Genomic DNA, 13,015 nt, shown 5'->3' on the forward strand with positions numbered 1-13,015 from the left:
TTGTATGTCGCATCGTATATCAGATCGGACATGCCAGTGGCGAGCACTTCTTCGGCCCGGAGGCCGCCGCCGCCCGTCTCGCGCACGGATTTCGTGCGTGATGCGATCAAGGAGTCGATCTTGAGCGGGGAGTTCGGGCCGGGCGAAACGCTCGTCGAAGCCGAGGTGGGCGCCCTGCTTGGGGTCTCGAAGACACCGGTGCGCGAAGCGCTGCGTATCCTCGCCGGTTCCGGTTTGGTCACGATGAGCACGTACAAGGGCGCCGCGGTCCGGGTCATGGACGCCGAGAGCGCCCACGCCGTGTACGACCTGCGAGCGCTCCTCGAGCCCGAAGCCGTCCGACGCGCTGTCGAGCGCGGCGCGGACTTCGGTGAAGCGCGGGGAGTCCTGGCCGACGTCGGCACCGGTACCGCGGCCACCGACCGCGCCAAAGCCAGCCTGACCAACCGGTTGTTCCACCGCGCGCTCTACTCCGGATGCGGGAACCCCTTGCTCGTCGAGATCCTCGACGGCCTACGCGACCAGGCCGCCCTGATCACCGTCACCGGCTGGGGCATCAGCCCGACGTGGCGGGGCGAAGCGGCCGAGCACCGGGCGATCCTGACCGCCGCCGAGAGCGGCAACGCCCGGCAAGCCGAACACCTGCTGCGCAAGCACATCACCGATTTCATCGACCGGATCGCCTTCGGGCTCCCGGGCGAAAGCACCGCAGAGACCGGCGATCCGAAGGGGACCCGATGACGTTCGAGCAGCAGAGGCGGCGGCTTTCCGGGGTGGTGGCCATCCCGGTGACGCCGTTCGACGCCGAGGGCGCCGTCGACGGCCAGACGTACGCGAAGCTCGTCGACCGGCTGATCACCGGCGGCGTCGAAGTCGTGACGCCGAACGGGAACACCGGCGAGTTCTACGCGCTGGACGCGGCGGAAGCCCGGCACTGTCTGGAGGTCACGGTCGAGGCCGTGGCCGGCCGGGGCAGTGTGCTCGCCGGGATCGGCCACGACGTCGCGTCGGCGACGCGGGCGGCCGCGCACGCGCGGGACGCCGGCGCCGACATGATCATGATCCACCAGCCCGTGCACCCGTACATCTCCGGCGACGGCTGGGTCGACTACCACGCCGCGATCGCGGCCGCGGTGCCCGATCTCGGCGTCGTGCTCTACGTCCGCAACCCGGCGATCGCGGGCGACCAGCTGCGCGCGCTCGGCGAAGCGGCGCCGAACGTCATCGGCGTGAAGTACGCCGTGCCCGACCCGGTGCGGTTCGGCTCGGTCGCGCGGGACGCGGGCTTCGAGCGCTTCGTGTGGATCGCCGGCCTGGCCGAGCTCTCGGCGCCCGGGTACTTCGCCGTCGGCGCCACCGGTTTCACGTCGGGACTCGTGAACGTCGACCCGGCGATCTCGCTGGAGATGTTCCGTGCACTGTCCACAGGGGACTATCCGGGCGCGATGGCGGTCTGGGAGCGGATCCGGCCGTTCGAAGAGCTGCGCGCCGCGAACGGGAACGCCAACAACGTCAGCGTCGTCAAGGACGCGCTCGGGCAACTCGGCTTGTGCCGCCCGGACGTCCGGCCGCCGAGCCGGCTGCTGACAAGCACCGAACGCGAACGGCTCTTCGGACTGCTTTCGTCCTGGGGGCTTTCGTGAAGGTGGTGGCCCATCGGCGTGCCGGAGCGCGGTGACGCCGAAGTCCGGCTCGCCGACGAGCCACCTGATGACCGGAGTCGAACCGGAAGAACCAAGCTGTAGCAACCCAATTGGGCGCCTCGGGCGTCACTCTGCGCGACTACGGGCGGCTGCTCGCCGGCCGAACGGCCGACATGGTTGCGTACGAGCGGGTTCCGGGCCCGGCTCCCGGTCGGGGCTGCCCGGCCGGGAAGTTTCGGGTGTGTGGTAAGTCACCTTTCATCCCGATGTGGCTGACTGTACACCTCTTCGGCAGGCTGCGGGGAATTGCCTTCACGGCGGTGGGATGGGAGGCTGAGGACAGGACGCGGTACCACCGCGACCAGGCCCCAGTGCCCTTTCCCGGACCGGACCCGGACCCCGTCGGGGCCGGAAACCGTTGCTGGACAAGCCTTTACGACTTAGCCAGAGCGGTGACGTTGATGACTTCCACCCAGGTTCCGGATACCCCGGCCACGGCCGGCAGCGACTTCGCCGAGCTGTCCCGGCTCATCAAGGACGCCGGGCTGCTCCGGCGGCGACGGCGGTACTACGCGGTGCGGATCGGGCTGAACCTCGCCGCGTTCGGCGGCGGCTGGGTCGCGTTCGCCTACCTCGGCGACTCGTGGTGGCAGCTCTTCCTCGCGGCGTTCTTCGCGATGATGTTCGCACAGCTGTCGTTCATCGGGCACGACGCCGGGCACAAGCAGATCTTCCGCACCCGCCGGGCGAACGACGCCACCGGGTTCGTCCACGGTGGACTAACCGGGCTGAGCTACGGCTGGTGGATCGGCACGCACGCGCGTCACCACGCCAACCCCAACCACGAAGACGAAGACCCGGACGTCGACATCGCCGCGCTCGCGTTCAGCAAGGCGCAGAGCTCGCAGAAGCGCGGGTTCCTGCGCTGGATGGCGAAGTACCAGGCGTTCCTGTTCTTCCCGCTGCTGCTGCTCGAAGGCCTGAACCTGCACGTCTCGAGCGTGAAAGCGGTGCTGCGCAAAGATATTCGCCGCCGCAAGCTGGAGTCCGCGCTGCTGATCGCGCACCTGGCCGCGTACCTCGCCGCGGTGTTCATCGTGCTGTCGCCGCTGACCGGGATCATCTTCATCCTGGTGCACCAGTTCCTGTGGGGGCTGTACATGGGCTGCTCGTTCGCGCCCAACCACAAGGGCATGGAGATGCTGGAGACCGGGCACAAGCTCGACTTCCTGCGCAAGCAGGTCCTGACGTCACGCAACATCCGCGGCGGCCCGGTGGTCGACTTCGCGCTGGGTGGGCTGAACTACCAGATCGAGCACCACCTGTTCCCGAGCATGGCCCGGCCGAACCTCAAGCACGCGCAGGTGATCGTCCGCGAGTTCTGCGACCGGCACGGGATTTCCTACGCGCAGTGCGGCTGGGCCCGCTCGTACGGTTACGTGCTCCAGCACCTGCACTCGGTGAGCGAGCCGCTGCGGGCGAAGAAGGTGCCGGCATGACGGCCCCGGCGCCCGACGCACCCGAGGTGCCCCGCACCGAAGCCCAGTGCCCGAACTGCTCCCACGACCTGGAAGCGCACGACGCGATAGCCCGCCGCTACTGCGCGGCAACGGCGGCCGGCCAGGGAGCCGACCGCGGCTGCGTCTGCGGCACGGCGGCGGACCACAAGGCCCGCTGAGGCAGGGGCCGAGCGAGCCGGCTCCCGGCTCCCGGCTCCCGGCTCCCGGCTCCCGGCTCCCGGCTCCCGGCTCCCGGCTCCCGGCTCCCGGCTCCCGGCTCCCGGCTCCCGGCGAGTGGGCACGCTGCGGCCGGGCCGGCGCACCGAACGTCCGGCAGGCCCGCCACACCCACGCGCCCTCCGGCAGAGCAACTCGGCACGCCGAACGCGCGTCGCCGATCGGCCCGCCTCACACATCCTCCGGCAGCACCTCCGGCAGACCGAACGCCCCGAAAACCGCTGGGACGAACGTCGTCACCTCGGCCACCTGCCCGTCGACCACCCGCAGCGCGTTCAGCCCGAACGCCCGGAACCGGCCGTCGTGGCGGAGGTACGTCGCTACCGCTGGGCCGCCGTTCGCGCGGACCGGGAGCAGGCGCAGCTCCATCGCCCCCGGCCCGTGCAGCACCGGCGCCCAGCCGGCCAGGACCGTTGACCGCCCGCCGTACCAAGTCGGGTGGGGGCCGTTGTGGCCGCCTGCTCCCGGCTGGTGGCTGCAGCGGATGTCCTCGCTGAGCACCGCCGCGATCGCCGCGTCGTCCGCCGTCGTCAAAGCGGAGATGTAGCGCGCGACGACTTCGCGCTCTTCGCCGCTTGAAGCCACGCGCCACTCCGTACGCTGCGAAGGCAGCTGCTCCTTCAACTCCGCCCGAGCGCGCTGAAGCGAGCTGCTCACCGAAGCCGGGGTTGTCGACAACGCCGCCGCTGTCTCCTTCGCCGACCAGCCGACGACGTCGCGAAGGATCAATACAGCGCGTTGGCGCGGCGGAAGGTACTGGACCGCCGCCAGGAACGCCAGCTCGACCGTTTCCCGCGAGATCGCCGTCTCGAGGACGTCGTCCGGGGCCGGCTGCAACCACGGGACGGCCGCCGCGGGTCGGGGGGCCAAGTGCGAGCCGGACGCCACCGGGAGGTCGAGCGCGGGCACCTCCCGCACGAACCGGGCGAGGAAGTCCAGGCACGCGTTCGTGGCGATCTTGTACAGCCACGCCCGCACGCTCGCCCGCCCGGCGTACTGGTCACGCCCGCGCCACGCGCGCAGGAACGTCTCCTGCACCAGGTCCTCGGCCTCGTCGAGCGACCCCAGGAACCGGTAGCAGTGCACCCGCAGCTCCCGGCGGTGCCGCTCGGTCAGTTCGGCGAACTCGGTCTCGTCCATCGTGTCGGTAACCATGCCCCGTGTGACGGCGGCCGCCGTGGAAATTCAGCTCTGCGCAGGTCAAGCGGGGTGTGGCCGAAGTTACTCGCGCGTTAATAAGGCATCAGCACACCACCGGACACCGTCAGGACGACATTCACGGGGGAAGCCCGGCGAAGAAGACAGCGATGTCCTGACGGAGTCCGATCCGCCGTGATGCCCGGAGGCACACCGTGACGCTCAGCGAGCTTCTTCCCAGCCTCGGCTGCGAAGCCGCCGATCACCTCGAGCCAGGAGTCTGGCCGCGAAGCACCCGAATCGGCGAAGACGGCGAGCTCCTCTTCGCCGGCGCGCGGGTCAGCCACCTCGCCGCCCGCTTCGGGACGCCGTCCTACCTCATCGACGAGCAGCAGGTCCGCGACACCGCCCGCGAGTACCGCGAAGCGCTCCCGGACGTCGAAGTCGCGTACGCGAGCAAGGCGCTGTGTACGCGGTCCGTACTGCGTTGGGTCGCCGAAGCGGGGTTGTCGCTCGACACCTGCTCCGCGGGCGAGATCGCCGTCGCGCGCGGAGTCGGCTTCCCCGCGGAGCGCATGCTGCTGCACGGCAACGCGAAAACTCCCGAAGACCTGAAGGCCGCTCTCGCGTACGGCGTCCGCCGGATCGTGGTCGACTCGCTCGACGAGATCGAGCAGCTCGGCGCGCTCGCCCACGGCGCGCAGCAGGTGATGATCCGCGTGACGCCGGGCGTCGCGGCCGGCGCGCACGCGGCCATCAGCACCGGCACCGAGGGCCAGAAGTTCGGCTTCTCGCTGCTCGACGGCGTCCCCGACAACGTCGACGCGGCCGTGCGGGCCGTGCGAGACCAGCCCGGGTTGCGGCTCGCCGGCCTGCACTGCCACATCGGCTCGCAGGTCTCCCGCGTCGACCGCTACGAGGCCGCCGCGCGCCGGATGGCCGAGGTGCTCGTCCGGATCCGCGACACCCACGGCGTCACCCTGCGGGAGCTCGACCTCGGCGGCGGGCACGCGGTGCCGTACGTCGGCGGCGAGCCCGCGTTCGACCTCGGCGGCTACTCGCGACGCCTGCGAGTGGCGCTCGCCTACGAGTGCGCGGCGCACGGATTCCCGTTGCCGCGCTTGACGATCGAGCCCGGCCGGGCGCTCGTCGGGCCGGCCGGGATCACCGTCTACCGAGTCTGCGCGGTCAAGCGCGGCAGCCGTACGTTCGTCGCGGTCGACGGCGGGATGAGCGACAACGCGCGGCCCTCGCTCTACGGCGCGCGCTACACGACGCGCCTGGTCGGACGGCGATCGAAGGCGAAGCGCGTCCCGATGACCGTCGTGGGCCGGCACTGCGAAGCCGGCGACGTCCTCGCCGACGGCCTCCTCCTGCCCGGCGACCTGCACGCCGGTGACCTGCTGGCCGTGCCGTGCACCGGCGCGTACCACCACTCGCTGGCCTCGAACTACAACCAGGTCGGACGCCCGCCGCTGGTCGGCGTCAAGGACGGCGTCGCGACGCTGCTGGTGCGCCGCGAAACCGAGGAGGACCTCAGCCGGCGCGACTTGGGCTGACCGCGTCGAGGCCGGCGAGCAGCACGCCGAGCGCGTAGCGGAAGTCGTCTTCGACCGTCGAGCCGGCGCGTTCGCGCAGGCCACGCGCCATCAGCGGGAACGGGAACGAGGCCGACGCGAGCACCGCCGCCTCCTCGGCGGGCGGCAGCCGCGTCTGGTCCTCGACGGCCCGGCCGAGCACGAAGTGGACCAGCACCCCGGCCGCGCGGGTGGCCTCGCCGAGCGGGAAGCCCGCGTCGTGCAGCACCCCGACCGCGCGCTCGGCCAGCTCGCCGAGCGCGCGGGCCGTGGTGAGGTCCGCGCCCAGCGCGACGCGGGCGCCGTCGCGGTGTGCGAGCAACACCGTGTGCAGCGCCAGACCCGCCTCTTCGAGCCACTTCAGCCACGGCCCGCCGGACGGCAGCCCGGCGACGACCGGCGCGACGATCGCGTCCGTCATGTGGTCGAGCAGCGCGCGCTTGCTCCGGAAGTGCCAGTACAACGCGGGCGCCTTGACGCCCAGCTCCGTGGCCAGCCGCCGCACGGTCAGCTTGTCGAGACCCTCGTCTTCCAGCAGTTCCAGCGCGACGCGCACCGCGTCGCCGACTTCCAGCGGCATGCTGCTCCTTGACGACTTAACTTGTTAAGGCCATCTTAGTCCTTAACAAGTTAAGGAGACAGCATGGATGCCGACGTGATCGTCGTGGGCGCGGGCCCGGTGGGCCTGTTCCTCGCCGCCGAGCTCAAGCTGGCCGGCGCCGAGCCGCTGGTCCTGGAACGCCTGACCACGCCTTCCGAAGAACCGAAGTCACGCGGCCTGGGCGTGCTCGCGACCGAGGCACTCCGGCGACGCGGTCTCGGTGCCCAGCTCGCCGAAGCCGATGTCGAAGGCACGAAGGACCTCGCGCGCGACCACGGCAGCGCCCGCGGCCACTTCGCGAACATCTTCAAGATCGTCCCGCGCGAAGATCGCCCGCGGACGAACATCTGGCAGCCGGAGCTGGAACGCGTCCTCGCGAAGCACGCCGAGGGCATCAGAATCCTGCGTGGTCACGAGGTCACCGCGCTGGAGTCCGATGTGGACGGTGTCACCGTCACCGCCGGGAAGACCTGGCGCGCCCAGTACGTCGTCGGCTGCGACGGCGGCCGCAGCACCGTGCGCAAGCTGGCCGGCTTCGCCTTCCCCGGCACGCCGGCCCTGTTGCGCACGGTCGCCGGGCAGGTGCGGTTCGCGGGCGCCATCCCGCCCGCCGGGCGGTACGCCGGGGGCACCTTCCTGCACGGCGGCAGCATGGTCGGGGTCACCGAACCCGCGTCGAACCCGGAGCCGGTCACCGCGGCCGAGCTCGCCGAGAGCATCCGGCGGGTCACCGGCGCGGACGTCGTCGTCGAGGACTTCCGGGAGGAACGGCGGTTCGGCGACCAGGCCCGCCAGGCCGACGACTACCGCCGCGGCCGCGTCTTCCTCGCCGGTGACGCCGCGCACGTGCACTCGCCGAGCGGCGGGCAGGGCCTCAACCTCGGCATTCCGGACGCGGCCAACCTCGGCTGGAAGCTCGGCGCCGTCCTTCGCGGCGACAAGCCCGAAGCGTTCCTCGACACGTACACACGCGAAAGGCACCCGGCCGGCGAAGCGGTGCTACGCAACACACGCGCGCAGTCGGCGTTGCTGGCGCCCGGCCCGCACGTCGACGCGCTGCGGGAGATCGTCGGCGAAGTGCTGGACCTGCCCGAGGCGAACCGGTACTTCGCGGACCTCCTGTCCGGCGTCCGCGAGCGCTACGACTTCCCTTACCCCGCCCCGGCCCCGGTCGGCGAGCACTGCCCGGACCTCGAACTCGTCGACGCCGACGGCCGCACGACCCGGCTGCACGAGCACACCCGCACCGGCCGCGGCCTCCTGCTGATCGCGGAGCACCCGGCCGATCCGCGCGTCGACGTCGTGCCGGTCACGAACACCGGTCCGCTGCTGCTCCGGCCCGACGGCGTGGTCGCCTGGGCGGGCGAGGGGCCGCTCGACGTCGCCCTCGCCACCTGGTTCTAGATCGGCCGCCCGAAGCCGCCTCGGAATGACTCGTGAGTTTCCTCCCCAGCCACCGATTCCTCGGCAAATCACGATCCTGGCGCCGGATCACGTGAAGCTGGCGCAGGGGTCTCGCTTTCTGGTCAGGTCTCGATACGCTGCGCACTTGACAAATCACATGCCGAAACACAGGGAGGGACGGCATGGGTGAAGATTCACGTGCGCGCGGGCTGGACAACACGGACAGATCGCTGATCGCCCTGCTGCAGCAAGACGGCCGGGCCTCGTTCACCGCGCTCGCGAAGGCGGTCGGGCTCTCGGAGGGAGCCGTTCGCCAGCGCGTGCAACGACTCCTGCGTGACGACCTCATGCAGATCGTGGCGGTGACCGACCCGGTCAACGTCGATCTGACGAGGCAGGCGATGGTCGGGATCAGCGTCGACGGCGCTGATCCGCGCGCCGTGGCCGACAAGCTGTCCGAACTGCCGAACGTGCACTACGTCGTGTTGTGCGCCGGGCGCTACGACCTGCTGGCCGAACTCGTCTGCCGGGACGACGACCACATGCTCGAAGTGCTGGGCGAGGAGATCCGCAAGATCGACGGCGTGTCCGGGACCGAGCTGTTCGTCTACCTCAAGCTGGCCAAGCAGAACTACGCCTGGGGCCGGCTCACGGCGTAGGCCCGTCGTGAGTGAGGAACAGGGTTAGAACACTGTTTCTCACTCACGAGCGAGCGCGCGCTACTGGAACCGCCGGTGACCCGCCCGCGCGGGCACGCCCGCTTCGGCGAGCCCGGCCAGCACCGCCGGGAGCGGATCCCGGTGCAGCACCCCGAGGCGCTGCGTGGCGCGCGTGAGCGCGACGTACAGCTCCGCCGCGCCACGCGCGCCTTCGGCCAGGATCCGTTCCGGCTCGACGACGAGGACCGCGTCGAACTCCAGGCCCTTCGTCGCCGACGGCGCAACGGTGCCCGGCACGCCGGGCGGGCCGATCACGACGCTGGTGCCTTCGCGCTCGGCCTCTTCGCGATCGAAATCGTCGATGGCGGCCGCCAGCTCGGCGTCCGAGACCCGCCGCGACCACGGCCGGATCCCGCTCGCCCGCACGGATTCCGGCGGCCGCGCGTCCGGCGCGAACCGCGCGAGCAACGCGCCGGCGACGGTCATGATCTCCGCCGGGGTCCGGTAGTTCACCGTCAGCTCCCGGTACGCCCACCGGTCGGCGACGTACGGCGCCAGCATCGATCCCCACGCGGTCGCCCCGGCGGCGCTGCGGCGTTGCGCCAGGTCGCCGACGACCGTGAACGACCGGCTCGGACACCGCCGCATCAGCGCCCGCCAGTCCATTTCGGACAGTTCCTGTGCCTCGTCGACGACGACGTGCCCGTAGGTCCAGTCCCGGTCCTCGGCCGCGCGCTCGGCGAGGTCGCGGGTGTCGCGCTCGGCGAACCGGTCGGCCAGGTCCTCGGCGTAGAGCAGGTCGGTGGCGACCAGGCCCAGATCCTCGTCCTGCTCTTCGCGGTCCAGCTTGATGAGGTCCATGACGCCTTCGGCGTACTCCGCGTCCTCCTCCGCCTGGCGACGCGCGGCGGCGCGCTCGGCGGAATCGTCCCGGCCGAGCAGGTCGACCAGCTCGTCGAGCAGCGGCACGTCCGACACGGTCCAAGCCGCGCCGTCCGCGCGGAACAGCGCCGGATCGGCGCCGGCGGCTTCGAGCCGGCGCGGCGACATGTACAGCGGCGCCAGCAGTGTCTCCGGCGTCAGCTCCGGCCACAACGCGCCGAGCGTGACGCCGAGGTCTTCGTGCCCGGCCAGCTCGTCGAGGACGTCGGCGCGCAGGTCGGCCCACGCCCCACGGTCCTCGCGGGTCAGCCAGCCTTCCCCGATCTCGGCCACGGCCCGCTCGGCGAGGATCGCCACGACCTGCGCGCGGAAGACCGCGCCGGCCTCGTTGTGCGGCAGCCCGGACCGGCGCGCTTCGAGCCGGGCCTCGTCCGCGATGCCGGCGTCGAGCGCCACGGTGACGTCGGCCAGCTCGACCGGCACCGGTTCCTCGGGCACGCGCTGCCGGTCGGCGACCGCCGCGGTCAGCACGTCGAGGATCTCCAGCGACCCCTTGAGCTTCGCCACCTCCGGCTCGTCTTCGGCGGTGACGCGCAAGCCCGGCACGAGGTCGCCGGTCGTCACGAACACGACGTCCGACTCACCGAGCGAAGGCAGCACGCGGCCGATGTGGTCGAGGAACAGCGGGCTCGGCCCGACCACCAGCACGCCGCTGCGCGACATCCGTTCGCGCTGCGTGTAGAGCAGGTACGCCACCCGGTGCAGCGCGACGGCGGTCTTCCCGGTGCCGGGCCCGCCCTCGACGACCAGCGCCCCCGAGTGGCCGAGCCGGATGATCTCGTCCTGCTCGGCCTGGATCGTCGCGACGATGTCCCGCATGCCGTCGCCGCGCGGGGCGTTGACCGCGGCCAGCAGCGCCGCGTCCCCGCGTTCGCCGTCACCGGGACGGCCGAGGACTTCGTCGGTGAAATCGACGACCTTTCGCCCCAGCGTGTGGAACTGACGGCGGCGGCGCAGGTTTTCCGGCGACGCCGCGGTGGCGACGTAGAACGGCCGCGCCGCCGGCGCCCGCCAATCCAGCAGAAGGGGTTCGTAGTCGTTTTCGCCGTCGAAAAGACCGATCCGGCCGATGTAGCCGGTTTCCCCGCTCAGTGCGTCCACCCTGCCGAAGCAGAGCCCGTTGTCGGCGACGTTCAGCCGGACCGTCTCACGGGCCCGGACACGCACGTCGGCGTCGCGCTCCACCAGCGTGGTCCCCGGTTCCCCGAGCGCGCCGCGCAAGCGCGCCCCCGCCTGCTCGCGTTCGCGGTCGAGGCGCGCGTACAACCCGGTGACGTACGCGCGCTCGGCTCGCAATTCCTCGTCGTACCCCTGGTTTGACAAATTCCCCTCACAGCGGTTAGACTGAAGCTACATTCGATGGGTCTTCCTGTTGTTCTCGGAAGGCACGTCGATTTTTTATTGTCCACCCGCTGTCAAGACCCCTATCCGAGCATGAATTCGCGCGGGTTCAGCGGCCGGTCCACCACCCGCACGTCACCCAGCAGCCCGGCGAAGCTCCGGTCGACCTTCCCGTCGTAGGACGAGGCACCGACCAGCCACGAGCCGCCGGGATTCGCGAGGCCGACCGCCGGGGTGGCCGGGTTGCGCACGACCGGGCAGCCGTCGACGAACACCGTCGTGCGCCGGCCATCGTTGACGACCGCGACGTGCCACCACTTCTCGACCGGCAGCTCGTGGCCCCAGTTCGTCGAGATCCGGTTCTGGTTCAAGGGGAACACCGCCCACTGCAGCTCGCCACCGTCCGAAAGGGACAGTGTGGCGGCCGATTCCTCCGGGTCGTCGCCGGTCTTGCCGGCGGCGCCACCGCTGCCCTGGCGGGCAAACAGCCCGCACCAGCCGTGGTGGCCGTCCTTGAAGTCCGCCGGCAACCGGAAGAACACCTCGACGGTGTAGCCGCGCTCGAACTCCAGCTCGTTCATCGGCGCCGCGTCGACCGTGCGCAGGTACGCGCCGCGGCTCGGGTCACGGCCGCCGTCGAACCGCAGGCTCGCCCGCGACGGCTGCCGCGGCGAGAACTCGCTCGCGTACCTCAGCGCGTCCGGACCGCTCCCGGGCGCCGTGACGCGCGTGAGGTCGTTGCCGCGGCCGCTCTGGTCGCGCACGACGACGTCGGCCGGCACCGGCTTGCCGTCCTGGCCGCCCTCGAAGCGCCAGTACGCGACCGTTCCCGGCACCAGCACCTGCTTCGCGGGACGCCCGGGCGGGACCGGCACCGGCGCGAACCCCTTGAAGCGCTCGGCGAAGTCGATCTCCAGGCTGAAGTAGTCGGCGGCGCCGCTGCGCTCGGCCTCGACCTGCTGCATTTCGCTGAGGTGGTCCTGCGCGGCGAGCCACGGCGAGAACGTCCGGACGTCGACGACGCCGCGCGCGAGGTCGAACTGGTAGAGCCGGACCATGGCGCTGCCGCCGTAGTAGCGGTCCTGGTAGTTCGCGATGTGGACGTGGACGTCGTGCCCGGCGGCGTTCTCGCGGACCGTGCGCCCGGTCGGCCAGTAGTGGCCGTTGAGCGTCAGGAAGATCTGGTCGTTGCCGTTCACCAGCTCCTTCCAGACCAGTTCGCCGAACGTCGAGAACTGCGCCTGGTGGTCGTCGCCGGCCCAGACCAGCTCGTGGATGGTGAGGATCGCGGGCAGCGTCGGGTGCTGCGCGAGGACCTGCCTGGCCCACTCGAGCCCGCCCGCGGAGGGCCGCCAGTCGAGGGCGAGCAGCAGCCAGTCACGGCCACCGCCGCGGAAGACGTGGTAGGTGTTGTAGCCGTCCTTCGACGCGCCCTTGAACGTCGGCGAGTTGCGGTGACGCTGCGGGCCGAACGCGTCCAGGTAGGGCGAGGGGCCGCGCTGGTCGTCCTTCGAGCCGTCGATGTCGTGGTTGCCCGCGAGGGTGCTGTACGGGAACCGGCGGCGGTCGAGGGCCTGGAACGACCTGCTGATGCGCGAGAACTCGTCCGCGCGGCCGTTCTGTGTGAGGTCTCCGAGGTGAGCGAGGAAGACAACGTTGTCGTCGGCCTCGTCGAGGACGTAGCGCAGCGAGGCGTCCAACGGGGCCGCGTCGCCGCGGTCCTCGTCGAACAGGTACTGCGTGTCCGGCATGACCACGAGCGTGAAGCGCGGATCTTCGGCGTCGGGGCGGTGGTGGCCCCGCGCTTCGGCGGCGACGGCCGGCGTGCCGAGGGCGACGGCCGGCAGGGTCGCCGCGGCGGCGGCGCCCGCGCCGAGGAGGAAGGTCCGGCGAGAGGTGTCAGTCACGCGCCGGAAGCTACGGGCGCCGGCCGACCGCACCGGCAACGGCCGCCGAACTCGGGATGAACAGCGGT

The 13,015-nt window shown here is 71.3% G+C and carries 11 protein-coding genes; 7 read left to right on the plus strand and 4 right to left on the minus strand.

Annotated features, from left to right (window positions below):
- Positions 1 to 36 precede the first annotated feature (36 nt).
- From AA23TX_RS38755 to AA23TX_RS38770, 4 genes are all read left to right on the plus strand, one after another.
- Positions 37 to 741 carry a GntR family transcriptional regulator gene (locus tag AA23TX_RS38755; RefSeq protein ID WP_155549347.1) on the plus strand — a complete coding sequence of 235 codons (705 nt, stop codon included), beginning with the start codon at positions 37 to 39 and terminating at the stop codon, positions 739 to 741.
- Positions 738 to 1,643, plus strand: coding sequence for a dihydrodipicolinate synthase family protein (locus AA23TX_RS38760; protein WP_155547948.1), 906 nt, complete (start codon positions 738 to 740; stop codon positions 1,641 to 1,643). Before AA23TX_RS38755 ends, AA23TX_RS38760 begins: the two co-directional genes overlap by 4 nt.
- Positions 1,644 to 2,104: 461 nt before the next feature.
- Positions 2,105 to 3,142: a fatty acid desaturase family protein gene (locus AA23TX_RS38765; RefSeq protein ID WP_155547949.1), complete on the plus strand. Its 1,038-nt coding sequence runs from the start codon at positions 2,105 to 2,107 to the stop codon at positions 3,140 to 3,142.
- Entirely contained in the window at positions 3,139 to 3,321 is a 183-nt protein-coding gene (locus AA23TX_RS38770) for an RGCVC family protein (RefSeq protein WP_155547950.1), read from the plus strand. Before AA23TX_RS38765 ends, AA23TX_RS38770 begins: the two co-directional genes overlap by 4 nt.
- Before the next feature lie 229 nt (positions 3,322 to 3,550).
- Here the strand turns inward: AA23TX_RS38770 and AA23TX_RS38775 are convergent, their stop codons facing one another.
- Positions 3,551 to 4,534, minus strand: coding sequence for an RNA polymerase subunit sigma-70 (locus AA23TX_RS38775; RefSeq protein WP_155547951.1), 984 nt, complete (start codon positions 4,532 to 4,534; stop codon positions 3,551 to 3,553).
- Between the two features lie 197 nt (positions 4,535 to 4,731).
- On the opposite strand from AA23TX_RS38775, the gene lysA reads away from it, so the two are divergent.
- Positions 4,732 to 6,075, plus strand: a complete 1,344-nt coding sequence (gene lysA / locus AA23TX_RS38780) for a diaminopimelate decarboxylase (protein WP_155547952.1) — start codon at positions 4,732 to 4,734, stop codon at positions 6,073 to 6,075.
- On the opposite strand, the gene AA23TX_RS38785 is transcribed toward lysA, so the two are convergent.
- Complete coding sequence (locus tag AA23TX_RS38785; protein WP_155547953.1) at positions 6,053 to 6,673, minus strand: TetR/AcrR family transcriptional regulator C-terminal domain-containing protein; 621 nt, start codon at positions 6,671 to 6,673, stop codon at positions 6,053 to 6,055. The two genes, lysA and AA23TX_RS38785, sit on opposite strands and share 23 nt — an antisense overlap.
- Positions 6,674 to 6,736: 63 nt before the next feature.
- Here AA23TX_RS38785 and AA23TX_RS38790 point away from each other — a divergent pair, with 63 nt between their 5' ends.
- Entirely contained in the window at positions 6,737 to 8,098 is a 1,362-nt protein-coding gene (locus tag AA23TX_RS38790) for an FAD-dependent monooxygenase (RefSeq protein WP_155547954.1), read from the plus strand.
- A 182-nt stretch (positions 8,099 to 8,280) separates the two neighbouring features.
- The gene (locus AA23TX_RS38795) at positions 8,281 to 8,757 is read left to right on the plus strand and encodes an Lrp/AsnC family transcriptional regulator (protein ID WP_155547955.1); all 477 of its coding nucleotides are present in this window, start codon (positions 8,281 to 8,283) and stop codon (positions 8,755 to 8,757) included.
- A 60-nt stretch (positions 8,758 to 8,817) separates the two neighbouring features.
- Here AA23TX_RS38795 and helR read toward each other — a convergent pair whose 3' ends face one another.
- Together helR and AA23TX_RS38805 are read right to left on the minus strand one after the other, a co-directional pair.
- Complete coding sequence (gene helR, locus AA23TX_RS38800) at positions 8,818 to 11,022, minus strand: RNA polymerase recycling motor ATPase HelR (RefSeq protein WP_155547956.1); 2,205 nt, start codon at positions 11,020 to 11,022, stop codon at positions 8,818 to 8,820.
- A 101-nt stretch (positions 11,023 to 11,123) separates the two neighbouring features.
- Complete coding sequence (locus AA23TX_RS38805; protein ID WP_155547957.1) at positions 11,124 to 12,947, minus strand: LamG-like jellyroll fold domain-containing protein; 1,824 nt, start codon at positions 12,945 to 12,947, stop codon at positions 11,124 to 11,126.
- Positions 12,948 to 13,015 lie beyond the last annotated feature (68 nt).

The organism is Amycolatopsis camponoti, from assembly GCF_902497555.1.
GTDB classification, from domain to species: domain Bacteria; phylum Actinomycetota; class Actinomycetes; order Mycobacteriales; family Pseudonocardiaceae; genus Amycolatopsis; species Amycolatopsis camponoti.

Coding starts and splice junctions, on each gene's coding strand:
- AA23TX_RS38790 (WP_155547954.1), top strand. CDS start 6,737: ATGGATGCCGACGTGATCGTCGTGGGCGCGGGCCCGGTGGGCCTGTTC.
- AA23TX_RS38795 (WP_155547955.1), top strand. CDS start 8,281: ATGGGTGAAGATTCACGTGCGCGCGGGCTGGACAACACGGACAGATCG.
- AA23TX_RS38760 (WP_155547948.1), top strand. CDS start 738: ATGACGTTCGAGCAGCAGAGGCGGCGGCTTTCCGGGGTGGTGGCCATC.
- AA23TX_RS38785 (WP_155547953.1), bottom strand. CDS start 6,673: ATGCCGCTGGAAGTCGGCGACGCGGTGCGCGTCGCGCTGGAACTGCTG.
- AA23TX_RS38770 (WP_155547950.1), top strand. CDS start 3,139: ATGACGGCCCCGGCGCCCGACGCACCCGAGGTGCCCCGCACCGAAGCC.
- AA23TX_RS38775 (WP_155547951.1), bottom strand. CDS start 4,534: ATGGTTACCGACACGATGGACGAGACCGAGTTCGCCGAACTGACCGAG.
- AA23TX_RS38765 (WP_155547949.1), top strand. CDS start 2,105: ATGACTTCCACCCAGGTTCCGGATACCCCGGCCACGGCCGGCAGCGAC.